The sequence below is a fragment of the Actinomyces ruminicola genome, from assembly GCF_900103885.1.
GTDB classification, from domain to species: Bacteria; Actinomycetota; Actinomycetes; order Actinomycetales; family Actinomycetaceae; genus Actinomyces; species Actinomyces ruminicola.
Map to the genome: position 1 here is coordinate 25,299 of NZ_FNIM01000018.1, position 24,960 is coordinate 50,258.

Genomic DNA, 24,960 nt, shown 5'->3' on the forward strand with positions numbered 1-24,960 from the left:
TTGGTACGCGGACTCGAAGGCGGATTCAGCGAGGGGAATCGAGCTGCCGCTGGGTGGCCTTGTCCTGCCTGCGGTTGCGGAAGAAGCCGCCGACGAGGGTGCGTGCTCCGCGCAGGCCGTGGCCGCCCACGAAGTCGACGATGCCGTCGACCATCTCCGCCGACACCATGCCGCCGGTCATCTTGCACATGGCGCGCAGCGGCATGTTGAGCATGAACAGGATGTTCAGATCGGGCTTACCGGAGGCGTCGGCCTTGGCCTTCTGGCGCTCCAGCACCTTCACGGCCAGCCGACCGATGCGGCTGCGGGAGCGGGCGAGGTCGGATACCGGGCTGTTGGGGCCGATGCGGCCGGATGTCTCCGGCTGCGGCACTTCCCGTCCAAGTAGGACGGCGAACTCGGCTTCGGTCGCCTCGGTGACGGTGCCGTCCAGGTAGTGGCCCAGCGCCGGGTCGGCGGGGGCGAGCGGGTCGCCGTCCACCTCCAAGGAGGCCTCGAGCGGCAAGTCCTCCACGTTCCGGCCCACTCGCACCGTCCAGGTGCCCGCCGGGCGCACCCAGCGTCCCTCATTCACCGAGTAGCGGCGGAAGGTGTAGTCGTCGAAGGGGATGGTCACCGCCACCGCCTCCCCCGCCGCCACGGGCACCTTGGCGAAGCCCTTAAGCTCCCGGACTGGACCCCACGCTCCTGCGGGGGCGGTGACGTACAGCTGCACCACCTCGGTGCCGTCGACGGCGGAGGTGTTGGTTACCGTCAGGTGCGCGCCGTCCTCGTCCACGCTCAGCCCGGAGTACTCGAAGCTGGAGTAGGACAGGCCAAACCCGAAGGGGTGGGCTACGGGCGTGCCGGTGGTGCTGTAGTAGCGGTAGCCGACGTAGGGACCGTCCCGATACAGGGCGAGCTCCCCCGTGGCGGGGAACCAGGCGGAGGTGGGGTTGTCCTCGTAGCGCACCGGGTAGGTCTCGGCCAGCCGGCCAGAGGGGTTGACCGCTCCGGTGAGCACCCGCAGTGCGGCGCCGGCACCGGCCTGCCCGGACAGGCTGGCGTGTACCACGGCCCGGGTGTGCTCCTCCCAGGCAGTCTCCACCGCGGATCCCGCCGACACGACGGCGACTACATTCGGGTTGGTCCGGTACAGGGCCTCCAGCAGCCGCGTCTGGACCTGCGGCAGGCGCATGTGGGAGCGGTCCAGGCCCTCGGACTCGGACAGCTCGTCCAGTCCGATGCAGGCCAGGACAACGTCGGCGCGACCGGCCAGGGCTACCGCCTCGTCGAGTAGGGCCTGGTCGGGCGCGCCTTGCCGGTCGTAGCCCTGTGCGTAGCCGACCAGTTCCAGTTCGGTGTTGGAGAGCTCCTCCAGGAGGTTCTCCAGCCGGGTCGGGTTGATCTGGGAGGAGCCGGAGCCCTGGTAGCGGGGTGTCTTGGCCATGTCGCCGACGACGGCGACGCGGGTGCCGGGTGCGAGCGGCAGGATGCCGTCCTGGTTGCGCAGCAGCACCATGGACTCCTCGGCTACCCGTCGGGCCAGGGCGTGATGGGCCTCGACCTCGATCCTGGGCCGGTCGGCCGCGGCGGTGCGTGTTGAGGGTGCGGCTGAGGCCATGGCAATGACCTCGGCGGCGCGGGCATAGACGGCGTCGCGACTGATGCGGCCGGCTTCTACGGCGGCGACGACCTCGCGCGCGGAGTGCAGGCCCGGTGCAGGCATCTCCAGGGAGGACCCGGCCGCGGCGGCCGCGGCGGCGTCGTTGGAGCCGCCCCAGTCGGAGACGACCATCCCGTTGAAGCCCCACTCCCGGCGCAGGATCTCGGTGAGCAGGTGGGGGTGCTCGTTGGCGTAGGTGCCGTTGACCCGGTTGTAGGAGCTCATCAGGGCGCGCGGGTGTGCCTCGCGCACCACGATCTCGAAGGCGGTCAGGTATATCTCCCGCATGGTGGCCTCGTCCACCACCGAGTCGGAGGCCATGCGCCGCAGCTCCTGGCCGTTGACGGCGAAGTGCTTGGGAGTGGCCGCCACCCCCTGGGACTGGATGCCCCGGACGAGTCCGGCGGCCATACGGCCGGCGAGGAGCGGGTCCTCGGAGTAGTACTCGAAGTTGCGGCCGCACAGCGGGGAGCGCTTGATGTTCATCCCCGGCCCCAGCAGCACATCGACCCCGAGGGCCAGCGCCTCCTGGCCCAGGGCGGCGCCCATCTGCTCGGCCAGGTCCGGGTCCCAGGAGTTGGCGACCGTGGCCGCCGTCGGGAAGCAGGTGGCGGGCTCGGAGGCGGCGATGCCGAGGTGATCGCCGCTGCCGAGCTGTCGCCGCACCCCGTGCGGCCCGTCGGACAGGACGAAGGAATTGATGCCGCACTCGGGCAGGGCGCGGGAGTCCCATTCGGAGGACCCTGACAGCAGCGCGGCGGCCTGAAGGAGCGTGAGCTTCGAGGCGGTGGTGGTCACGGCGTATTCCTTAGCTTGGTGGGCGTTCGGGATGGCGGGGAGTTGTGGGTGCGGGCCCGGGCAGGGCGCCGGTGGGCGGGGCGGGGATGCTGTCCTCGTCCCGCCCACCGGGTTATCGATTGCTACTTCTCGGAGCTCTCGACGGCGACTGTGGCCTCGGCCCGGCGCTTGCGGTAGCGGCGGATGGCCAGTGCCTCAAGGGCGATCAGGCCGACGCCCAGAGCCGCCAGCACGGCCCAGGTCAGGTACTCCCAGGAGGCACGCTGCACCGCGGGCTGGCCGTCCTCGTAGATCCACGAGTTGGCCACCGTGTACAGGATGTTGTGCGCGGACTCCCGCATGGCGATCACACCAGTGGCGGAGGTGTTCTGCACGGAGTTGACGGTGATGTCGGTGGTGGCGAGCATCATGTCGCCGCCGTTGCGGACAAGCTGGTCGGCGTTCTGGTAGCCGTAGCCGGCGAAGTAGTCCGTCAGCGTCATGCCGCGGAATCCCCACTCATCGCGCAGCACGGTCTGCTGCAACTCGGGCAGTGCCCCGGCGTAGGTGGTGCCGATGTAGTTGAAGGCCGTCATCACCGCGCCGGCGCCACCGTCCTTGATGCCGATCTCGAAGGACTTGAGGTAGATCTCACGGATCGCCTGCTCGTTCGACCAGGTGGCCAGCATGTTGGTGCGGTTGGTCTCCTGGTCGTTGAGCGCGAAGTGCTTGATGAAGGCGTACACGCCCAGCTCTTTGGCGCCCTGGATCTCCTGGGCCACCTGGGTACCGGCCAGGACCGGGTCCTCTGAGAAGTACTCGAAGTTGCGACCGGCGTAGGCGTAGCGGTGGGTGTTGGTAGCCGGGGCGTACCAGCCGGCCACGTCCATGTCGTGGGCCATGGTGCCGATGGCGGTGCCGAACTCGTGGGCCAGCTCCTGGTTCCAGGTGGCGGCCACGGACACGGCCGAGGGCAGGCCGATGGAGCCCACGCCGGTGAAGTTGTTGTTCAGCGAAGCCGGCCCATCCACGTCCGAGACGCGCACCTTGCCGACGGAGTCGACGGCCACCGAGCCGTAACCGCCGTTGGCGATGAGGCTGTTCATGTCCGCGACCGACAGCTGGTCGAGCAGCTGGTCCCACTTCTCATCGTCGTAGTCCAGGCCGTACATGTCGCCCAGGACCAGGCCATTGTCAGCCCCGGTGGTGGGCATCTCGTCGGCGTCGTCGTCGAAGGCGGTGGAGTCGTAGTTGGAGTTGGCTACGAAGGCCGCCTGGTACTCCGCAGACATCTCCAGGCTGGCCGGGGCGGCCGTAGCCTCCTCGTAGTTGGCGAAGGCGTCGGCGCGGGAGAGATAGGTGACGTCTCCGGCAGCGGCGTCGAACTGGTTGGTGGCGGCTACGACGTCACCGGCGTGAGTGTTGTCCTCGGAGTCGTAGGTGATGGTCTCGTCAACCGTCACCGTCTGCTCGTCGATCACCGTGTGGGAGTCCGAGCGCAGGGAGATCGTGTATTCGCCCTTCTCCAACACGTAGGCCTTGGCTCCCTGGTAGTCGTAGGAGGCCATGTCGTCCTCGTTGAAGGTGATGGTGACGTTCTCGGAGGCACCGGGCTCCAGCAGTTCGGTCTTTCCATAGGCGACCAGGTTCACCGCGGACTTCTCAATGCCGCCGTTGGTGTAGGGAGCGGTGTAGTAGACCTCGACGACGTCCTTGCCTGCCACGTCACCGGTGTTGGTGACGGTGACGTCGAAGGAGATCGTGCCGTCGGCGTCGTGGCTGACCTCGCCCATCTCCTGGGTGAAGGCGGTGTAGCTCAGGCCGTAGCCGAAGGGGTAGACCACCTGCTCGTCATAGTCGATGACGCCTTCGACGGCGGCGGTCTCGTACCAGCGGTAGCCGACGTAGATGCCCTCGACGTAGTTGACGAAGGCCGGGTAAGTGGTGCCGCCGGTGAAGGGCGAGGACTGGCCGTACTCCTCCATGTTGGTGTAGGTGAAGTCGCCGAAGTTGTTGGCTGCCGGAGAGGCCTTCAGGTCCGCGACGAAGGTGTCCGGGGTCTTGGCCGAGGGGTTGACCTCGCCGTCCAGGATCCGGCCGAGGGCATTGAAGCCGACCTGCCCGCCGGGGATCGCCCAGATGATGGCGTCGATGTCCGGGTCGCTGGCAAGGTCGCTCAGGTCGAAGGCGTTGGCGCCGTTGTAGATCACCACCACGGTCTCGGAGTTGTCCTTGGCCAGCTGGATGAGGTCGCGCTCGGGCGCGGTCAGCTCCAGGTAGCCCTGCCCGTCGGCGAAGTCGGTCTGGGAGGTGGAGTTGTCCGTGTAGGAGAAGGCGCCGTTGGCCGCCACCTCCGCATTGACGTCCTGGGGCAGGTCGAAGCCCTCGCCGCCGGAACGGGCGATGGTGACCACGGAGGTGTCGGAGAAGTCCTGAATGGAGGAGACGATGGCGTCGGTGTAGGCCTCGGATGCGGGCTCGGGCAGGGTCCAGTCGGCGGCGAACATGCCGACCTCGGGCCGCTCGGAGCGATAGTCGGTGTAGAAGTCCGTCAACTCGGTGTTGGTCTCGAAGCCGGCGTTGTGCAGGCCGTCCAGCAGGGAGGTGGTGGGGTTGTCGGGCGACAGGGACCCCGAGCCGGTGCCGCCGTAGACGGGGTTGGTGGAAGCCCAGCCGAGCACGTTGATCGCCGAGCCATCCTCGAGCGGCAGGGTGGCGTTCTCGTTCTTGAGTAGGACCATGCCCTCGTCGGAGATCGTATTGCCGAGCTCCTCAACGGTGGCCTTGGTCTCGTCGGTGAGGGTACCGGAGCCGGAGGACAGGTCCAGGATGGTCTTCAGGCCGCCGTACATCATGCCGGTGACGGCCACCGCCACCACGACCACCGCGGCGATCCAGGTGGTGGAGCGCACGAGCTTGCGGGTGGGCTTGTTGAGCTTGCGTACGGCAATAGTGATGATGAGCGCCGCCAGCAGCGCCACGCCGATGGCGATGAGTTGCGGCCGCAGGCTCATCACCACGTTCCAGACGTCGTTCCAGTTGATTGACAACACTGTCGAGACACCTCTCTGTGGTCCTCGCACGGGTATGCAAGGGATGGGGATGCTCACCGGCGGACAGGTCGCCTAGCCGCCCATACGTGCTGGGAGGCAGGACCGTGACCTGCCGGTGATTGGCATGCAATCTAATTCCAGCGGATGTTCGCGGGCGTCGTCGCCCCACTCGGCCCGATCTGTCGGTTCGAGCGCATAACCTGTCAACTGTCAGTCCAAGATCACGGAGCCGTTCAGGAGAATCCATGGACACGACACACATACTCATCATGATCGCCACCTACGCGCTCGGCATCATCATGGTGGTGCTGACGCTGCCGCTGCTGCGCGGTGGGGCTCGCCCGGGCAGGGCACGCATCACCGAGCCCGTTCCCGGGGCGGGAACAGCCACGTACGAGTACCCCGTCCAGAGGCCAAGCGCAGTGGTCCACATCGCGCTGGGCATCCTGTTCGGCGGTGGCATCCTCCTCCTCGTTCTCCTCAGTCTGCCAGTCGTCGATGATCTGCGGGCCGCCGGGGTCATTGCCGCTTTGGCACTCCTCTCTATCGGCTACGGCTGCTACTCCCTGGCTGCCTTTCGCAACTGCAGCCTCATCGATGCTCCCACGCTGATCGCCGGCACCGACTGGCGCGGGCGCGCCCTGCAGATCCCCCACCAGGAGATCGCCTCGTTCTCGGCCACCGGCCAGCGCTCGTCCGTCGTGCAAGATCGCCGCGGGCGGAAACTGCGGCTCAACATGAACTGGTTCTCCGCACCGAACCTGGCCCTCTACCTGCTGCGGGCCACCGCCGAGGGGCGTTTCCCGGGCAAGCATCCGGGGGACCCACGGGAACTCAACCGGGGCCTGAACCGGGTGCAGTCCGCGCTCAACTTCCAGTGCGCCAAGCCCCTACGGGAGGTCCTGCTCCAGGGGCCGGCCGCCAATCCGGCGGCCTTCCGTCGCGATCCCTCCGCGCCGACGGGCACCGGCTGGACCGGCCCGGAGTATGAGGCCTGGGTCGGCGCGGTCAGCGCCGTCTTCTGGAGCTAGGGCCCGGCCCCCAGAGCGGGCGGTGGTGCCCGCCATGGTGATGATCGCTCGGGCGTCGGTTCGGATACATGGTGCGGGCGCGGACAGCTCCCTGTCCGCGCCCGCGCACCGTCCGGTCGGACCGCTTGGTCAGTCCTTGATCACCGAGCCGTCCAGGTGCAGGCCGAAGCCGTAGTCGTAGGTGTTGCCGACGGAGTCCGTGTAGGGAGTCAGGTCCTTCGGGACGTCCTCCTGGTTGGCCTCCACGGTGTCCATGTCCGCGGGGAACTGCACGGGCAGGCGGCCGTTGGACTCGTGCAGCCCGAGCGCAACCCGGATGAGAGCCTCGTCGGCGACGCCGAAGCCGACGACGATGGCGTCGGCACGCGCCTCGAACTCCGCGGGAATCACCGGGTTCGTGGCCTTGAGCGCCACGACCACGGGGATGTCCCGGCCCGAGGCCGTCACCGCGTCTGCGGCCCGGTTGAAGGCGTCCAGGTCGGCGCCGTTGGAGATCGCGGAGCTGGCGCCGTAGTAGGAGCGGTTCTCCCGGCTGCCGTCAGCTAGCACGTCCCCGGAGATCGAGGTGCGCCGGACATTGTCGCCATCGGCGGTGTAGGTGCCGTACTGGAGGGACAGCGGATACCAGCTGCCCTCTTCTTCGTTCCAGCCCGCCTTGGAGAAGCTGGTGCCGTTGATCGGCGAGCGCATGCCCACCAGCACCAGGTCCACATCACTCAGGTCGGGGGCGGTGTAACCGGTGACGCGACCGTCGGCGTCGTACTCGACCTCGTCAGTGACGACCTTCCCGAAGTACTGCTCGGCGGTCTCCACGTCGAGTGACGGGCCCTCGGTGTACTCGGCCTCGCTGAAGGCACCGTTGAAGCCGGTGTCGTAGGTCTGCGGGATGTAAACCGTCTTGTCCGACCAGTCCGCCTCCGGGTCCAGGGTGATGGCGCCGTCATTCTTGAGAGTGACGATGGAGTTCAGCTGCGCCTCCTGGCCGGCCGTCACCTTGTCCTGCGAACCCACCTGCTCTTGGGAGGCGGCCAGGTCCAGGAAGGGGTTGTCGAAGGCGCCGATGTTGAAGGACATGGTCAGGATGCGGGAGGCGGACTGCTGCCAGCGAGTGCGGGCGTCCACGTCCAGCTCCCCGGCCTCATAGGCGGACTGCCACATGTCGTAGGCGGCCAGCACCGGAGCGGCATCGTTGTTGCCGCCGAACATGTCGGTGCCGTTCTTAATGATCTCGAAGTGGCGCTCCTCGACGCTCAGATCCTCCGCACCCCAACCGGTGGCGATCACCGGTTCGTCGGGGTCAGTGGTGGCGCGGGTGACGCCCCAGTCGGTGACCACCACGCCCTCGTAGGAATTGTCCTCGCGCAGCGCCGTCAGCTTGCCGTCGTCGTAGGAGGAGCCCATCCGCTGGGTGTACTCGGGTTCGCCGTCGGGACCCAGGGTGATGGAGTAGGAGGTCATTACGGCCGCGGAGTCCAGCGCCTGCTGGAACACGGACCAGTGCTCGGCGGAGTTGCCGCCCACCATGACCTCGTACTTTCCCGCGTTGGTGTGGGATTCGCGCCCGCCCTCGCCGGCACCGTCCCCGGGCCAGTGCTTGATCATGGTGGCTACGGAGTCAGTGCCCCAGCCCGTGTCGCCGCCGTCCTCGGCGTAGGTGCCCTGGAAGCCGGCGACGTAGTTGGCTGCCATGGTCCCGGCCATTTCGGCGTCCTCACCAAAGGTGCCGGACACGCGCAGCCACCGGGGCTCGGTGGCCAGGTCGATCTGTGGAGACAGGGCGGTGCCGATACCGAGGCTCTTGTACTCCTGTGAGGCCATCTGCCCGAACTGGAGCACCGTGTCGGGGTCGAAGGTGGCGGCCAGCCCCAGCGAGCTGGGCCAGCTGGAAATCTCGCCGACCTCGGTGAAGGAGCCGTCTCCGGAGGCGTCCGAGCGCGGGTCGGAGGAGAAGTTGACGGGGATGTAGGGGGTGTCCGCGGAGCCCAGGGTCTCCACGTAGGCCTGCATCTGGTTGACCCACTGCACGTTAGCGGTCACGTCCGAGCTGCCCGCATTGAGCACAGCCCGCAGGTAGGACTCGGACAGGTACTCCTGCTGCTCGGCCGTAAGCCCCTCCTCGGGGGCGCGCTCGTGGGAGGAGAAGAGCATCAGCCCCGCCATCTGCTCCTTGGACAGGCCGGTGGCGTAGTCGGCGGCGCGCTTGCTGCCCTCCAGGCGCCAGTCCTCGGCCGGGTCGAGCTCGCCGTCGCCGTCTAGGTCCTTGAAGGCGTAGGTGTAGTCGCCGTCGACCTGCTCAATGATGCTCATGCCGCCGTCGGCCGAGAAGCTCAGCACCTGGCCGCCGTTCGGGTTGACGACCCGGGTGAAGTAGGTCTGCCCGTCATCCAACTCTTGCGTGATGTAGGTGTTGCCGTTGTTGTCCAATCCGGGGGATGCGGTCGCATCGGCGGTGGATCCGCCGGAGGCGCATCCCGTCAGGGCCAGGGCTGCCGCGACGGTTGCCACGGTCAGACCCCTTCCGTATGCGATCTTCATCGATCTCTCCTTGCAGGGTTTCACAGGGACATCCACCATCATATGAGATGCAGATCACCCTGACGGAGGCGCGGGCGTGATCTGTCAACCGCGGCGCATAACCTGCACCGAGACCGCGGCGCTCCCGAACACGCCGCCACGGTCCCGCGATTTGAGACACCCGGGCCTGCTTTTGCCCGCCGACGGGAACGCCCCTACCCTCACGCACGCGACCGCCGTCGGGCGGTGGAGACAGCAAGGAGGCACCCATGCGCACCCCCGCCGAATCAGACACCGTCCTGCCCGGGGCGGCCCCCACCGCCAACCGCGTGCCCACCGGGCCGCTCGGACCCGACGCCCCGGGCTACACGCCTCCCCCGCCCGGTGCGGACGTGCCGCGCGAGACGCTCCTGCCCGCCTACTTCGGGCGCTTCGGCGGCCAGGAGGTCCCCGCCGAGCTGCTGCCCGCCCTTGACGAGCTCGAGGCCGCGTACGCCGAGGCCGTAGCCGACCCCGCCTTCGAGGCGGAGCTGGAGGATCTGCGCGCCACCTACCTGGGCCGGGAGACCCCCATCTTCGAATGCCGTCACCTGCCGCTGACCGGCGGCGCCCGCATCCTGCTCAAGCGTGAGGACCTGGCCCATGGCGGCGCGCACAAGGGGAACAACGCCCTTGGCCAGGCACTGCTGGCCAAGCGCATGGGCAAGCGGCGCCTGATCGCGGAGACCGGCGCCGGCCAGCACGGCACCGCCACCGCCATGGTGGCCGCGCTGATGGGCATGGAGTGCACCATCTACATGGGCGCGCACGACGTCGAGCGCCAGCGCCCGAACGTGGAGCGCATGAAGCTGATGGGCGCCACCGTGGTTCCGGTAGCCGCCGGGCAGGCGGGCCTGAAGGACGCGATCGACGCCGCCCTGGCGGAGTGGTGCACCCGTCTGGAGGACACCTTCTACCTGATGGGGTCGGCCACCGGACCGCACCCCTTCCCCACGATCGTGCGGCACTTCCAGCAGGTCATCTCCGCCGAGTCCCGCCGCCAGGTGCTCGCGCGCTACGGCACTCTGCCCGACGCCGTGATCGCCGCCGTCGGCGGGGGGTCCAATGCGATCGGCGCCTTCGCCGCCTACCTGGATGACCCCTCCGTGCAACTGATCGGCGTGGAGCCTGCCGGACGAGGCCTGGCCACCGGTGAGCACGGCGCCCCCATCAACGCCGGCCGCACCGGAGTGCTGCACGGCATGCGCTCCTTCGTCATGCTCGACGACGACGGCACCGTCCTGCCCTCCCACTCGGTCTCCGCCGGGCTCGACTACCCGTCGGTGGGACCCGAGCACGCTTATCTGGCGGACACCGGGCGGGCCGAGTACGTGGCCGTCACCGACGCCGAGGCGCTGGAGGCCTTCCGCCTGTTGAGTCGGCACGAGGGCATCATCCCGGCCATGGAGTCGGCGCACGCGGTCGCCCAGGCGCTCAAGCTCGCCCGCGAGCACGCCGAGCGGACGCCCGGCGAGCCCGCACCGCTGCTGCTGGTGAACCTGTCCGGCCGGGGCGACAAGGACATGGACGAGGTGCGTGAGCACCTGACGCTCTAGAGCCGTCCGTCTCAAATTCTCGTCACCGATTTGGCACTGCCGGGCTCCCGTTCTACTGTTCCCCCATGACCGCGTTCCGTACCCGCCAGTGGTGGTGGCTCCCCAATGGGCGAGCCACTCACGCCGCATAGCCGGCGCCGGATCATAAGAGCTCGCCACCAGGCGGGCTCTTCGCATTCGGGGCGGGTTCTGCCGGTGGCACGAACAGGAAGGCACCCCATGACGCTTCCCCCACCCGCCGTGCTGACGCGGTCGGTGCGCTACCAACACGACGGCGGCGCCCTGCTGGATCATTTGGCGCGCCGCGGTCTGATCGCCACCGCGCCGGACACCGCCGGGAACCCGCGTCCCCTCGACGCCGTGCTGCTGGAGTCCGTCGACATCGCCACCAAGGTCTCGCGCACCACCATCGCCGTCCTGGAGGCCTCGGCCCGCCTGACCTGCCAGGGACGGAGCGTCGTCGCCGAGGCGCTCCCCCAGGCGCCCGCCGACGGCGCCGCCGCCCTGGACCGCTTGCGCACCGCCCTGGCCGAATATGTCACCGCCGACGCCGACCAGACGCTCACCCTCGCCTTCCCGGCCGCCCCGGGCGACGTGGAGGAGCGCGACCGGCTCAAGGCCATCTCCACCATTGAGCCGCTGCGCGCACTCGCGGCGGCCGAGGTCGACCACCCGCACCTGCCACTGGAGGCGGGCGTGTTCGCCTTCGACTACCTGGCCACCTTCGAGGCCCTGCCCGAAGTGGCGATGGGCGCGAATACCTGCCCCGACTACCTCTTCTACGACGCCCGCATCATCCTGGTGATCGACCATCCCACCCGCACCGCCACGCTGGTGGGCGCCTCGGTGGACACCGCGGGCCTGGCCGCTCGGCTGGAAGCACTGGGCGCCGCCGCGGACGCGCTCGCCGATCAGGCCGCGGCCGTCGGGCAGGAACCTGTGCCGGCCCCCGCGCGCACCGGCCCCGATGGCGTCGGCCGCCCGGCGCTGCACGCCGTACCCACCCAGTCCGACGCCGAGTACGCCGCCGTGGTGGAGACCATGAAGGAGTCGATCGCCGCCGGCGACGTCTACCAGGTGGTGCCTGCGCGCGGCTTCGCCCTGCCGTGCCCGGATGCGCTGGCCGCCTACCACGCACTGCGCGAGTCCAACCCGAGCCCGTACATGTTCTACGTGGGCGCCCCGGACTTCGAGCTCCTGGGCGCCTCCCCGGAGTCCGCCCTGCTGCACTCGGCCAAGACCGGGCAGGTCGCCATCCGCCCCATCGCCGGCACTCGCCCCCGCGGTCTTGCCCCCGACGGCGCCGTGGACCACGAGCGGGACACCCGCCTGGAGCTGGAGCTGCGCACCGATGCCAAGGAGGTCGCCGAGCACGTCATGCTGGTGGACCTGGCCCGCAACGACGTCGCCCGCGTGTCGGTCCCCGGCACCCGCAGGGTCGAGGACCTGCTGCGCGTGGACCGCTACAGCCGAGTCATGCACCTGGTCTCGGAGGTGTCCGGGAAGCTGGCCCCGGACCTGGACGCCCTGGACGCCTTCCGCGCCTCCATGACCATGGGCACGCTCACCGGGGCCCCCAAGCTGCGCGCCGCCGAACTCATTCGCGGCGCCGAGGGGGTGCGCCGCGGCAGCTACGGCGGCTCGGTCGGCTACTTCCGGGGCGACGGCGAGCTGGACACCTGCATCGTGATCCGCTCCGCCTTCGTGCGCGAGGGCACGGCGCTGGTGCAGGCCGGGGCGGGGGTGGTCGCCGACTCGGTGCCCGCCGCGGAGGCCGCCGAGACCGTGCACAAGGCCAGTGCGGTGCTGGCCGCTGTGGCCGCCGCCCAGGGGGCACAGCTAGTCATCGACTCCGGCGCGGGCGACGCCCCCGTCCCCGCGGCCACGGCACCTGAGATGGGGAAAGGGGGGCGCTGAGATGCACGTGGTCCTGCTCGACAACCGCGACTCCTTCGTCTACAACCTGGTGGACCAGTTCGCCTCCCTCGGGGCGGGCATCGAGGTCTACCGCAACACGGCCCCGGCCGCCACGGTGCTGCGCGCGCTCGCCCCCGATGACGGCGGCACCGCCCACGCCGGGGGCGAGCGTCCGGTGCTGTGCCTATCCCCCGGTCCCGGCCACCCACGCGCCTCCGGCAGCCTGATGGAGCTGATCGAGGCCGCCCTGGAGCGCGGCATCCCCACGCTCGGCATCTGCCTGGGCTTCCAGGCGATCGTCGAGGCCTGCGGCGGAAGCATCGGGCGGGTCGGCCCCGTACACGGCCGCAGCGTGCGCGTGGAACTGACCGACGCCGGCCGCACCGACCCGGCCTTCCAGGACCTGCCCGACGGCCGTCTGGATGTGGCCCGCTACCACTCCCTGGGCACCCGCGAGCTGCCCGGGGCACTCGCCCCGCTGGCGGTGACCGGAGCCGACGATCCCGCCGGGCCCGGCGTGGTCATGGCGGCCCGCCACCGCACCCGTCCCGTCGTCGGTCTCCAATTCCACCCCGAGTCGGTGCTGACGCCGCACGGCCCCGGCATCCTGCATGCACTCACCGCGGTTCTGGCCGCCGCGGCCTCCGCTTGAAGCCACAGCCATCGAACAACCACACGATTCATCTTTGAGGAGCACACCATGACCCCCGCACCCGCCGAGAACAACGCCATGCATACCCCGGCGAATGCCCCCGCAAATTCCTCGGCCGCCGCAATCGCCGACGCCGAGGACGCCCACCGCCTGCTGCGCGGCGTCATCCAGGGCAAGCGCCTGAGCCAGGACGAGACCGGCATCGTCTTCGCCGCGCTCGGCGCCGGCGACCTGTCCGCGGCCGAGACCGCCGCCCTGCTGGCAGCCCTGCACGCCCGCGGCGAGACCGCCGACGAGGTGGCCGGCGCCGCGAGCGCCTTCCGTGAGGCGGCTCGCCCCTTCCCCGAGGTCACCTTCCCACTGGTGGACGTCGTCGGCACCGGCGGCGACGGGGTGGGCACCATCAACATCTCCACCGGCGCCGGCATCGTGGCCGCCTCCATGGGCGTGTCGGTGGCCAAGCACGGCAACCGGGCCGTCTCCTCCAAGACCGGGGCCGCAGACGTCGTCGCCGCCCTGGGCCTGCCCCTGGACGTGTCCCCCGAGCAGGCGGTGGAGATCCTGGCCCGGGACCACTTCACCTTCCTGTTCGCCCAGGCGTACCACCCGGCCATGCGGCACGTCGCCCCGATCCGCAAGGCCCTGGCCACGCCGACGATCTTCAACGTCCTGGGCCCCCTGCTCAACCCCGCCCACCTGACCTACCAGCTCATGGGCGTGGCCGACCCGGACATCCTGGACATGATCGCCGAGACCATGGTCAAGCTGGGCCGCAAGCGCGCCCTCATCGTGCACGGCGCGGGCACCGATGAGATCGCCGTCCACGGCACCACCCAGGTGCGCGAGGCCACCCCGCGGGGGGTCAAGGCCTACGAGGTCACGCCCGAGGAGCTGGGGGTATCCACCTACGCACTCGACGACATCCTGGGCGGTGAGCCGGAGGAGAACGCCGCTCTGCTGCGGGAGGTGTTCTCCGGCCGGGGCGAGCCGGCACACCGTGACGCCATCGCCGTCAACGCCGGGGCGCTGCTGTACCTCGCGGGTCCTGCCGACAACCTGGCCGACGGCACCCGCATGGCGCTGGACCAGCTGGCCAGCGGCCGGGTGGCCGAGCACCTGGCCTCCATGACCAAGGCCGACGGCGCGGACGGTGAGGCCCGATGACCGCCGACCGCCCCGATGCCGGACTCTCCGAGCGCCCGCAGCGGCGGCCGGTGGACGAGCGGCTGATCGCCACCGGCACAGTCCTGGACTCGATCGTCGCCGCCCGTCGCAGGCGCCTGCCCGAGTTGCGCTCCCGCTTCGGGCACTTGCGCGCCGCGGATCTGGAGCCCTCGCGGCGCTCCTTCGCGGATGCGCTGCGCACCCGCTCCGGCGAGCAGGCGAGCCCGCGGCCCGCTTTGATCATGGAGTGCAAGTCCGCCTCCCCCTCACGCGGCACCATCCGCTCCAGCTACGACCCGGCCGCCCTGGCGCGCACCTATGCTCCATGGGCGGCGGCCGTGTCGGTGCTTACCGAGCCGGACCGCTTCAACGGCTCCTTCGATGATCTGGCCGCCGTGCGCGCAGCGGTGGAGGTGCCGGTGCTGTGCAAGGACTTCATCGTCGACCCCGTCCAGGTGCTGGCCGCCCGCAGCCTGGGTGCGGACGCGATCCTGCTGATGCTCTCGGTGGTGCCCGACGACGTCTACGCCGAGCTGGCGCAGCTGGCGCACGAGTTGGGGATGGAGGTGCTCACCGAGGTGTCCACGCCCGCGGAGATGCACCGCGCGGCCGCCCTGGGGGCACGGGTCGTCGGCATCAACAACCGGGACCTGCGCACGCTGGCCACCGATGTCTCCCGCACCGAGCAGCTGGCGCCGCTGGCACCGTCGGGCGTGGTGCTGGTGGGCGAGTCCGGGGTGGAGACGGCCGCGGACGTGCGCCGCCTGGCCGGGCAGGTGGACGCCCTGCTGATCGGCTCGGCCCTGTCCGCCGCCCCCGATCCGGGCGTGGTGGCCGAGGTTCTGGCCACCGCCGTGCCGGTGCCGGAACGCGGCCGGGCCCGCGGCGCCGGCGACGGCACTGCGGGCGGGCAGGCAGGAGTGGAGGCCGAGGCCCCGGCGCGGCGGGAGCACGCCGGCCACACCCACCCGCGGCTGAGCGCCTACTTCGGCCCCTACGGGGGCCAGTACGTGCCCGAGCTGCTGATCCCGGCCCTGGACCAGCTCGAGGACGCCTTCATCGAGGCCCGCTCGGATCCGTCCTTCGCCGCGGAGCTGGACGAGCTCATGCGGCGCTACCTGGGCCGCCCCACGCCGGTGACCGAGCTGCGCAACCTGCCCCGCCAGGGCAACGCCCGTATCTTCCTCAAGCGGGAGGACCTGGTGCACGGCGGCGCCCACAAGGGCAACCAGGTGCTGGGGCAGGCACTGCTCGCCAAGCGCATGGGCAAGACCCGCATCATCGCCGAGACCGGCGCCGGCCAGCACGGCACCGCCACCGCCATGGTGTGCGCGCTGCTGGGGCTGGACTGCACCATTTACATGGGGGCCACGGACGTGGTGCGGCAGGCCGCCAACGTGGAGCGCATGGAGTTGATGGGGGCGCGGGTGGTGCCCGTGGCCAGCGGCGCCGGCACCCTGAAGGACGCCGTCAACGAGGCGCTGCGCGACTGGACCGCGTCCTTCGCCACCACCCACTACCTGCTGGGCACGGCCGCCGGGGCGCACCCCTTCCCCACGATCGTGCACGACTACCACCGCTGCATCTCCCTTGAGGCGCGCGCCCAGATCCTGGCGCTGACCGGGCGCCTACCCGACCAAGTGATCGCCTGCGTGGGCGGCGGCTCGAATGCGATCGGCATGTTCTCCCAGTTCATCGACGACGCCGGCGTCGGCCTGATCGGTGTGGAGCCGGCCGGCGAGGGCCTGGACACGCCCCGCAACGGCGCCCCCATCAACAATGGCACCACCGGCATTCTGCACGGGGCGCGCAGCTACCTGATGCGCACCTCGGAGGGGCAGGTGGAGGAGTCCTTCTCCGTGTCGGCGGGACTGGACTATCCCGGGGTCGGGCCCGAGCATGCCTGGCTGGCCGACTCCGGGCGCGCCCGGTACGTGGCCATCACCGACGACGAGGCGGTGGAGGCCTTCCGGCTGCTGAGCCGCTGGGAGGGCATCATTCCGGCACTGGAGTCGGCGCACGCGCTCGCCCAGGCCCTCAAGATCGCCCGCGAGACGCCCGCGGATGCACCCACGCCGCACCTGCTGGTGTGCCTGTCGGGCCGCGGGGACAAGGACCTGGAGCAGGTGCGCATGCGCCTGGGCGGCAGCTTCTCCGACGACTCCGCCGTCGCCCGGGCGGCCACCATGGTTGAGCAGATGGGCAAGCGCACCGAGTATCTGTCGCTGGCGCGCCCCGGGGCGAACGCGGAGTCATCCGCACCGTCCACGCCGGGCCACGCGCAAGAGGAGGCCTGAGATGAGCCGTTATCCCGCCATGTTCTCCCGCCTGGCCGACGCCGACGAGGGCGCCTTCGTGCCCTTCGTCATGGTCGGCGACCCGACCCCCGCCGCCTCCGAGGCGATCATCGAGGCGCTCATCGACGGCGGCGCGGACGCCCTGGAGCTGGGTGTGCCCTTCTCCGACCCGGTGGCTGACGGACCGACCATTCAGCGCGCCCACCTGCGGGCGCTGGGCGCCGGGGCGAGTCTCGCCGACTGCCTGGAGGTGGTGGCGCGGGTGCGCGGGCGCCACCCGGAGCTGCCCATCGGCATGCTCATCTACGGCAATGTGCCCTTCGCGATCGGCCTGGAGGAGTTCTACCGCCGGTGCGCCGCCGCCGGCATCGACTCGGTGCTACTACCGGATGTGCCGGTGCGTGAGTCCGCGGAGTTCTCGGCGGCCGCGGCGGCCGCCGGGATTGATGCCGTCTACATCGCTCCGCCGTCGGCGTCCGCCCAGACGCTGGATGCGGTGGCTGCGGCCTCCCGCGGCTACGTGTACGCGGTGTCCCGAGCCGGAGTGACCGGCACCGAACGGGCCTCCTCCACCGTGGGGCTGGCGCAGTCGGTGGCGCGGCTGCGGCAGGACGCCGCCGCGCCGGTGATGCTGGGCTTCGGCATCTCCGCCCCGGCACAGGTGGCCGAGGCGATCGAGGCGGGAGCGGACGGGGCGATCTCCGGCTCGGCCGTGGTCAAGATCGTGGAGGCGCACGCTCCGACCCTGGCGGCGGCTGCCGCCGAGGCGGGCACCGACTCGCAGCAGTACACCACCGCCATGCAGGCCCTCCAGGCCGAGCTGCGCGACTTCGTCGCCGCCATGAAGGCCGCCACCCGCCCCGCCCCCTAGCCCGGCGAAGCGGCGCCGGCGAGCAGCTCGTCGAGATCGACGACGCCGGTGCGCAGTGCCAGCAGTACCAGCTGCACCCGGTCCCGCGCCCCGGTCTTGGCCAGCAGGTGGGAAACGTGCGTCTTCACGGTCGCCATGGACAGCCACAGCCGATCGCAGATTTCCTGATTGGTCAGCCCCCGCGCCACCAGCGCGAGTATTTCGGTCTCCCGCTCGGTCAGCCCGGGCGGCAGCGACCAACGCTGCGGTGATGCGGCCTCTGCGCGCTCCTTCCAGCCGGTGCGTACGGCGGTGAGCAGGCGTCGCGTCGGCCCGGGCGAGATGACGCAGTCGCCGGCGTGCACGGTGCGCACTGCCTCGATCAGGCGCTCCGGCGGCGTGTTCTTCAACAAGAAGCCGGCGGCGCCGGCCTCGATGGCACCCATTACGTACTCATCCACATCAAAGGTGGTCAGGATGACGATGCGGCCCTGTATCCCCGCCTCGATCAGGCGGTGGGTGGTGGCCAGGCCGTCGAGTCCCGGCATCTGCACGTCTAGCAAGATCACATCCACCGGATCGGTCTGCGCGTGCCACAGCGCCTGATGACCGTCCGTGGCCTGCCAGGCGACCTCCATGTCCGCCTGCGCCCCCAGCAACATGGCCAGCCCTGCGGTGAACAGCGGCTCGTCATCCACGAGCGCGATCCTGATGCTGCTTGCTGTGTATGACGAACTCACGCGGCGCCCTCCGAGTCCTGTGCCTCCCGCCCCGCTGCGGGCACGACTACGTGCACCCGCCAACCACCCTCCAGACGCGGCCCGGCCTGGAGGAACCCGCCGACGGCGGCGAGGCGCTCACGCATAGCCGCCAGCCCCACACCCCGCCGGGGATTGGGGCCGGGCCCGTCGCGGTCTGTGCCCGCCGACTCTGCCTCCTCCGAAGCAGCCGACGCGGGTGCCAGGTTCTCGACGACAACCTCAACCGACTCTGCCTGCACGCACAGTCTCACCACGGTGGGGGCGCCGGCCGCGTGCCGCAGCACATTGGTCAGCGCCTCCTGGACGCAGCGGTATACGGCTTCATCGACCGGTTCCGGCACATCGCCGTCGAGGTACAGCTTCAGGGTGACCGGCAGGCCGGCCCGGCGCGCCCCGGCGACCAGGTGCGCCATATCGTCGAGTCCCGGCACCGGGACAGGAGCGGGCCACGGCCCGGGAGAGGTGGGCGGGCAGCCCGCGGACTGCGCAGCATCGGGAGCCTCGCCATCGGCGCGCAGGACGTCGACCAGGCCACGTACCTCGTCTACGGCGTCCCGGGAGGTCTGCCCGATGACCGCGAGCGCCCGCCCGGCGGCGTCGGGATCGGCCTCCAGCACGGCCCGGGCACCCGCGGCCTGCATGCCGATGACAGACAGGGAGTGTCCCAGCAGGTCGTGCACGTCACGGGCGATGCGCTGGCGTTCGGCCACCACCGCCAGGCGCCACTCGGTCTCCTGGTGGGCGACCAGCAGCTCGGCGCGTTCCAGGGCGTGTTCGACCCGCTCGCGCGAGCGGCGGCGCAGCAGGCCCGTCAGGGCGGCCACGGTGACGAAGGCCCACGCCACCACCACGATGATCAGACCGGATGCGGGCGTGGGCGGTTCGATCAGGTGGCCGGCGCGCAGGGAGCCGGTCGCGGCACCAACGTAGCCCGCCACGAGCAGGATCCAGGCGCGGGGACGCGGCACGCGGCTGGTGCAGGTCTCTGCCGCCACCAGGCAGGCGACCACGGCGAGGATGGAGAGCCCGTCGAAGATCAGCACGTGGGCGGTGAGAGCCACGCCGATCGCGGCGACGGCCGCAGTCGGAGCGAGGCGGCGCAAGGCGATGGCCACGCAGCACACCGCGAGGATGATGACGTATGCGCCAGAGTCGAACATTGCCGCACGCAGGCCTGCGCCGGTCGGTGACTCCAGGAGCGTGGGCGGATTCCATGCGCATACATAGGCCAGGCCGGCGGCCAGCAGCGTGTCTGCCGCGCCCGGACGGGTCCGCGGGAGATGCCGCCGAATACCGCTGAACGCTCCCGGTGTCGACGGGCCCGCCGCCTCGTCGTCGTTCATCTCTGTCCCCGCCTCTCCGCCCGTATGCGGGAATGCCCCTCAGCCGGGCCGCCATCCGGTATGCGACGGTAGCGGCACGGCGGGAGTCGGGTCGTCATACCCGGGTATGAGTGCAGTGGTGGGTTCGGTCTCGAGTTTCGGACCCGGGCCCGATGTCATGGGCGGCGCGCAGCGGAATGCTGCGAGGTATGCACACAGTCACCTTCCCCCGCCCCGGGCCGGCCGCGGGAGACGTCGTAGCGCGGCAAACGGACGTCGTCGTCGCCACCCACGCCCTGACCAAGACCTTCGGCAGGGGCGCCGCCGCCCGCACCGCCGTAGACCGCCTCGACCTGGTTATCCCCCGCGGCGTCGTCTACGGCTTCCTGGGTCCCAACGGCTCGGGCAAGTCCACGACCATGAAGCTGCTGCTCGGCCTGCTCACGCCGACCTCCGGGAGCGTCCGCCTGTTCGGATCCCCGCTCGACCGACGCCACCGGGGAGCGCTCATGGCGCGCATCGGCTCCATGATCGAGCAGCCGCCCGGCTACGGGCACCTCACCGGGGCCGAGAACATGCGCCTGGTACAGCGCATGCTGGGACTGCGGCAGGCGCAGGTGGAGCGGGCGCTGGAGCTGGTGCGTCTGACCGAGCACCGGGACCGGCTGGTAAGGACCTATTCGATGGGTATGAAGCAGCGCCTGGGCATCGCCATGGCGCTGGCCCGCGAGCCCGAGCTGCTCATCCTGGATGAACCGACCAACGGGTTGGACCCCGCCGGCATCGAGGAGATCCGCAACCTGCTGATGTCCTTGGCGGGCGAGGGGGTGACGGTGTTGGTCTCCAGTCACCTGCTCGATGAGATCGACCGCATGGCAGGTGTGCTCGGCATTCTCTCGGCCGGCAGGCTCGTCTTTCAGGGCACGCGCGCCGAGCTGATGCGTCATTCGGTGCCGGATCTGCTCCTGGTCACCCCCCGCCCGCAGGCGGTTGCTCCGGGGCTGCTGGCCGGACTCGGGGGTACCGAAGGGGCCGGGCCCGCGCCGGATGGCAGGAGCGTCATGACTCCCACACAGGCGGGCGTGCGCATTCATGGGCTGGCGCCCGACGCCGTCGCCGAGCTGGTGCGGCGCCTGGTGGCGGAGGGCGTGCCCGTGCACGAGCTGCGGCGCGAGCCGCAGAGCCTGGAGGACGTCTTCATGGACCTGACCGGCGGAGCGAGGGTGCTGTGATGAGCAGGTCGCCCAGAGCCATCGCCCCCTCCGTCGGTCTGCGCGAACGCGGTGGCTCCACGTCTCCGTCCACTGCCGGGCAGCGCCTCTCCTTCGCCGCCTCCGTCCGGCTGGAACTGGTCAAGATGCGGCGTCTGCGCCTGGCGGTGGTCGTCGTCGTACTGGCGGTGATCGCCGTCCTGTTCGCCGCGCCGTTGTCCGAGTCCTCCCGGGCGGGTCTGGATGATCCGTCCGCGCGTCCCTGGGAGGCGCTGCTGCTGCAGTACGCGTTGGTGAGCGCCCTGTTCTCCCCGATCCTGGTGTCCGTCACAGCCAGCCGACTGACGGACATTGAGCACGACGGTGGCTGGTACCTGGCGGCGACGGCGGGCCTGACGCCGGGACGGCTGTGTCGGGCCAAGCTCGCCGCGTTGGCGATCGTGCTCGTGCCGACGCTCGCGCTGCAGACGGTGGCGCTGGTGGGTGTGGCCCGCGCCGTCGGCGCCACCGTGCCGCTGCCAATCGGGGTGTGGGCCGGATACACCGTCGGGCTGATCGCCGTCGACCTGGCCGTGTGTGCGCTGCATATCCTGCTCGCCGCCGTCGTCGACAACCAGATCCTGTGCGTGGGGATCGGCCTGCTGGGGGCGTTTATCGCCGTGTACATGTTTCTCGCGCCGCAGTGGTTGGCGCGCCTGCTGCCGTGGGGCTACTGGGCGTTGATCTGCCCCGTCACCCAGACCGGCACTCACCTGGGCGAGGTGGCGATCGTCATGCCGGCGCTGAGTTGGATTTCGGGGTTCCTGTGCCTGGCCGCCGGCTGCTTCCACGTAATGACCGCCCGACTTGACCGGATGGAAAGGTGATCGTCATGCCCGCGCCCTCCCTCTCCGAAGGCTCTGACGCTGCCGCACCTGCGACCCGCTCCGGCGTACCCGGTACCTGCCGCGACCGCCCCATGGGGCGAGCCTGGTGGCCCGCGCTGTTGGCGGTGGAGGCGCTCAAACTGCGCCGGTCCCCGGTGTGGTGGATCGTGGTGGCGCTGCCGGTGCTCGCCGTCGTCTCCGGATCCGTCAACTTCGCCATGAACCAGGGGGCCCTGGCGGCGACCTGGGAGTCGCTGACCGGCCAGGTCACGTTGTTCTACGGACTGTTCTTCTTCTCGGTCGCCGTCGCCCTGATCCTGGCAGCCGCCTGGCGCCCTGAGCACCGGGGCTCATCCTGGAACTGCATGGCCACGATGCCGCACTCACCCGCAGCGGTCGCCTTGGCAAAGACTGCGGTGGTACTGGTCCCGGTGCTGGTCATGCAGATGCTCCTGGTCATCGCCACATGGCTGTCCGGGCTGGTGTTCCTGCACCTGGACGGGGGCGTACCCCTCGGCTTCACGGTCTCGGCGCTGCTGGCGGTGGTAGCGGCGGTGCCGCTGGTGGGCTTGCAGTCGACCCTGTCGATGCTCATGCGGTCCTTCGCCACGCCCGTGGCCCTGGGGCTGGTGGGAACCGTGATCGGCATCGCCGTGGCCTACCAGTCACGGACGCTGGCGGGGCTGTGGCCGTACTCGCTGGTGACGCGGGCGCTGACGCTCGGCTCGAGCGCTCTGACCGACGCCGGCGGCCTGGACTGGGCCGGCATCGGCCCCCTCCTGGCCTGGTCCGCGGTGGGCGGCGCGGTCTTCTGGGCACTGCTGGTGTACATGGCCGGACGGGCAACGCCCCGGGTCTAGAGCCTACTCGGCTCTCCGGTAGGGTCTGCCCATGCCCTCCCCACTGCTCAAGCGGATCGCCCGGATCTTCACCTCCGCCGCCAAGGAGACCATAACCGACGTGCTCGAGGAGGAGCTGGCCACCCAGGAGAAGTCGCGCAAGCGGAGCGTCTCCCGGCCCACGGCGAAGCAGGTCGGCACGGCCAAGCGTGCCGCGCGTACCGCCTCCCCGGCCTCCGCCCACAGCCCCCGCGCCGGCGCGCACGACGGCGTCGACGTCTACGACGTCGCCTCTCTGGGACTGCCGAAGTTCGCCTACTCCCCCGACCCGGACGGCGACGCCGACCCCGGCGAAGTGGTGTGGACCTGGGTGCCCTTCGAGGAGGACGCGACCCAGGGCAAGGACCGCCCCGTGCTCGTCCTGGCCCGGCACGGCAACCGGCTCGTCGTCTCCCAGCTGACCAGCAAGGACCACGATCTCGACGCCGCCCAGGAGGCCCGCTGGGGGCGCTACTGGCACGATGTCGGCACCGGACCTTGGGACCCCAAGGGCCGCCCCAGCGAGGTACGTCTGGACCGTCTGCTGCTCGTCGAACCGGAGGTGGTGCGCCGCGAGGGCGCCACCATGAAGCGCTCCACCTTCGACGGCGTCGTAGTCGCCCTGCGCGCGCACTGGGCCTGACGCCCGCCAAAGTCGGCCACGTCGCGACGCACCTCACGTCGTCGGGCGGTTTCCGACCGAGAATCGCCAACGCATCCGGTGCTAGAGTGCCCTCGGACCTCTGGCCTGGCCGGCTTCGGGGTCCGGCGACCGGGCCTGCCGGGTGCTTCCACCACCTCAAGTCCGCCCGCGGCGCCAACCCTCTCTCCGGCCATTGACCATTCAGACACCAGAAAGCTTCACTCACAGTGGCGAACATCAAGTCTCAGATCAAGCGCATCAAGACCAACGAGAAGGCCCGTCTGCGCAACAAGGCCGTCAAGTCCGAGCTCAAGACCTACGTGCGTCGTACGCGCGAGGCCGTTGAGGCCGGCGACAAGCAGGCCGCCGAGGAGCACCTGCGCAAGGCCTGCCGCAAGCTGGACAAGGCCGTCTCCAAGGGCGTCATTCACCGCAACCAGGCTCGCAACCGCAAGTCCAAGCTGGCCAAGCGCGTCAACGCCATGTGACCTGTCGCGCATCTAGCTGCGCGAGGAGGGGCGTCTCTCACCGGAGAGACGCCCCTCCTCGCGTCTGCCCGGCTCTCTGCCGCGCGACACACCGGGGTTATCGGCGCGAATGTGGACTTTAGAGCGGCGTGTCGGGGGAGGCGCGCTGTGTGTCAAGCCCCGACACACCAACTGTCACCGATGCCCTGAGACATCAAACCGCCCACACCGCACACAACGGCGGTCCAAACCGGCGCAAGGGGGTCCGAACCGCCGCAAGGCGGTCCGAACTGGTGTCGGTTCAGCGCCGATGCACAGTCGGTGTACACCTGGGAGCACGCCTGGCCGGGCGGGGCGGGCGGGAGCAGGCGGACCAGCACCAGGGGCGCGGCGGCCGGGGCCCGGCAGGCGGTGCGCATCCGCCGCTGGGTATGTGGTGGTGCGGCCGGACTTCTTCATCGGGGCCTGGCAGATCGGGCAGAGCCCTTGCCCGCGGGGACCGTGTTCCCACGGCCCGCACATCTGCCCGCGGATGCCAGGCACCGGCCCGGACTAGCGGCTCTTCAGGTTTGGGGGTGCGGTGGTTCTGGCTGCGGTTGCGGTGGAGTGGTCGTGTTCAGGCCCGGGAGGTCGTTGTCGGGCGGCGCCCTGTTGCCGACAACGTCCTCTTCATCCCCGAACCCTCCACGTATGCAGGACACCCCGTGATTGCAACGAATAGTCGGGGTTGAGCGGTGCTCATGGAACAGGCGTGGAACATCGCTTGGTGGTTGCGTGGCGCCGGGTGCGGGACTCACCGGCTGGCGAAGGGCGTCGAGGGCGCGGCCGCCGTCGCGTGTGTCGTCGAGGTCGAGGGTGGCGGTTGGGCAGGGCGGGCCGGAGGCGCTCGCGTAGGGCGCGCTGGCGGGCGTATAGTGCAAGCCGGTACGGGGTAGGGGGCGGCCCCGGTTGGCTTGGCAGCGTGGCTGAGGTGAAGGTTCTTGCGGGGTTGGTACTCCGGTAGCGGGATGATGTAGACCGACCTTGAAACATGCGCGCGATGTCAGGACCTATACGCGTGGCGATCCGGGCGATGGGGGCGGGGGGTTGACTACCCCCGCCCTTCGTTGTGTTTGCGCTGGCGTCGTCGCCTCGCGTCGTCGGGGTTGGGCGGGCGGCGTGCGCGTCGTCGCGTCGTTGCTTCGTTGTCGTTGTTGCTTGCTTCGTTGCTTCGCTTCGCGTTTGTTCGTTGCGTCGTTGGCTTCGTGCTTCGTTGGTTTCGTCGTCGCGTGCTTCGTTGCTTCGTGCTTGGTGTTGACGCTTCGTTGTGGCGGGGTG

Annotated in this window: 17 protein-coding genes; 12 read left to right on the forward strand and 5 right to left on the reverse strand. The window is 70.2% G+C overall.

Features of this window, described 5'->3' with window-relative positions; genetic code table 11:
- Positions 1–25: 25 nt before the first annotated feature.
- On the reverse strand, positions 26–2,443 hold the full coding sequence (locus BLR49_RS11415; protein WP_092537719.1) for a glycoside hydrolase family 3 C-terminal domain-containing protein: 2,418 nt from the start codon (positions 2,441–2,443) through the stop codon (positions 26–28).
- 122 nt (positions 2,444–2,565) lie between these two features.
- Positions 2,566–5,475, reverse strand: a complete 2,910-nt coding sequence (locus BLR49_RS11420; RefSeq protein ID WP_092537721.1) for a glycoside hydrolase family 3 protein — start codon at positions 5,473–5,475, stop codon at positions 2,566–2,568.
- Between the two features lie 245 nt (positions 5,476–5,720).
- Here BLR49_RS11420 and BLR49_RS11425 point away from each other — a divergent pair, with 245 nt between their 5' ends.
- Positions 5,721–6,506: a hypothetical protein gene (locus BLR49_RS11425; RefSeq protein ID WP_092537723.1), complete on the forward strand. Its 786-nt coding sequence runs from the start codon at positions 5,721–5,723 to the stop codon at positions 6,504–6,506.
- A 129-nt stretch (positions 6,507–6,635) separates the two neighbouring features.
- Here BLR49_RS11425 and BLR49_RS11430 read toward each other — a convergent pair whose 3' ends face one another.
- On the reverse strand, positions 6,636–9,041 hold the full coding sequence (locus BLR49_RS11430) for a glycoside hydrolase family 3 N-terminal domain-containing protein (protein ID WP_092537725.1): 2,406 nt from the start codon (positions 9,039–9,041) through the stop codon (positions 6,636–6,638).
- A gap of 248 nt (positions 9,042–9,289) precedes the next feature.
- On the opposite strand from BLR49_RS11430, the gene trpB (BLR49_RS11435) reads away from it, so the two are divergent.
- From trpB (BLR49_RS11435) to trpA, 6 genes are all read left to right on the forward strand, one after another.
- Positions 9,290–10,615 carry a tryptophan synthase subunit beta gene (gene trpB, locus BLR49_RS11435; protein WP_092537727.1) on the forward strand — a complete coding sequence of 442 codons (1,326 nt, stop codon included), beginning with the start codon at positions 9,290–9,292 and terminating at the stop codon, positions 10,613–10,615.
- 219 nt (positions 10,616–10,834) lie between these two features.
- On the forward strand, positions 10,835–12,532 hold the full coding sequence (locus BLR49_RS11440; protein ID WP_092537729.1) for an anthranilate synthase component 1: 1,698 nt from the start codon (positions 10,835–10,837) through the stop codon (positions 12,530–12,532).
- Between the two features lies 1 nt (position 12,533).
- Positions 12,534–13,184: an anthranilate synthase component II gene (locus BLR49_RS11445; RefSeq protein ID WP_092537731.1), complete on the forward strand. Its 651-nt coding sequence runs from the start codon at positions 12,534–12,536 to the stop codon at positions 13,182–13,184.
- A 48-nt stretch (positions 13,185–13,232) separates the two neighbouring features.
- Positions 13,233–14,348: an anthranilate phosphoribosyltransferase gene (gene trpD, locus BLR49_RS11450; protein WP_092537733.1), complete on the forward strand. Its 1,116-nt coding sequence runs from the start codon at positions 13,233–13,235 to the stop codon at positions 14,346–14,348.
- A complete protein-coding gene (gene trpB, locus BLR49_RS11455) occupies positions 14,345–16,645 on the forward strand; it encodes a tryptophan synthase subunit beta (RefSeq protein ID WP_092537736.1) in 2,301 nt (766 codons plus the stop codon). Before trpD ends, trpB (BLR49_RS11455) begins: the two co-directional genes overlap by 4 nt.
- Before the next feature lies 1 nt (position 16,646).
- Positions 16,647–17,516 carry a tryptophan synthase subunit alpha gene (trpA, locus tag BLR49_RS11460; RefSeq protein ID WP_092537738.1) on the forward strand — a complete coding sequence of 290 codons (870 nt, stop codon included), beginning with the start codon at positions 16,647–16,649 and terminating at the stop codon, positions 17,514–17,516.
- Here trpA and BLR49_RS11465 read toward each other — a convergent pair.
- A complete protein-coding gene (locus BLR49_RS11465) occupies positions 17,513–18,157 on the reverse strand; it encodes a response regulator (RefSeq protein WP_092537754.1) in 645 nt (214 codons plus the stop codon). The genes trpA and BLR49_RS11465 overlap by 4 nt on opposite strands.
- Positions 18,158–18,231: 74 nt before the next feature.
- Entirely contained in the window at positions 18,232–19,599 is a 1,368-nt protein-coding gene (locus BLR49_RS11470; protein ID WP_245690658.1) for a sensor histidine kinase, read from the reverse strand.
- 188 nt (positions 19,600–19,787) lie between these two features.
- Here BLR49_RS11470 and BLR49_RS11475 point away from each other — a divergent pair, with 188 nt between their 5' ends.
- From BLR49_RS11475 to rpsT, 5 genes are all read left to right on the forward strand, one after another.
- Positions 19,788–20,810 carry an ABC transporter ATP-binding protein gene (locus tag BLR49_RS11475; protein WP_092537742.1) on the forward strand — a complete coding sequence of 341 codons (1,023 nt, stop codon included), beginning with the start codon at positions 19,788–19,790 and terminating at the stop codon, positions 20,808–20,810.
- The gene (locus BLR49_RS11480) at positions 20,810–21,655 is read left to right on the forward strand and encodes an ABC transporter permease (RefSeq protein ID WP_086614448.1); all 846 of its coding nucleotides are present in this window, start codon (positions 20,810–20,812) and stop codon (positions 21,653–21,655) included. Before BLR49_RS11475 ends, BLR49_RS11480 begins: the two co-directional genes overlap by 1 nt.
- A gap of 5 nt (positions 21,656–21,660) precedes the next feature.
- The gene (locus BLR49_RS11485) at positions 21,661–22,515 is read left to right on the forward strand and encodes an ABC transporter permease (RefSeq protein ID WP_245690660.1); all 855 of its coding nucleotides are present in this window, start codon (positions 21,661–21,663) and stop codon (positions 22,513–22,515) included.
- Between the two features lie 31 nt (positions 22,516–22,546).
- Positions 22,547–23,176 (forward strand): type II toxin-antitoxin system PemK/MazF family toxin, encoded by a 630-nt coding sequence (locus BLR49_RS11490; protein ID WP_092537744.1) that lies wholly within the window; start codon positions 22,547–22,549, stop codon positions 23,174–23,176.
- A gap of 227 nt (positions 23,177–23,403) precedes the next feature.
- Positions 23,404–23,664 (forward strand): 30S ribosomal protein S20, encoded by a 261-nt coding sequence (gene rpsT, locus BLR49_RS11495; protein ID WP_086614450.1) that lies wholly within the window; start codon positions 23,404–23,406, stop codon positions 23,662–23,664.
- The last annotated feature ends 1,296 nt before the right edge of the window (positions 23,665–24,960 follow it).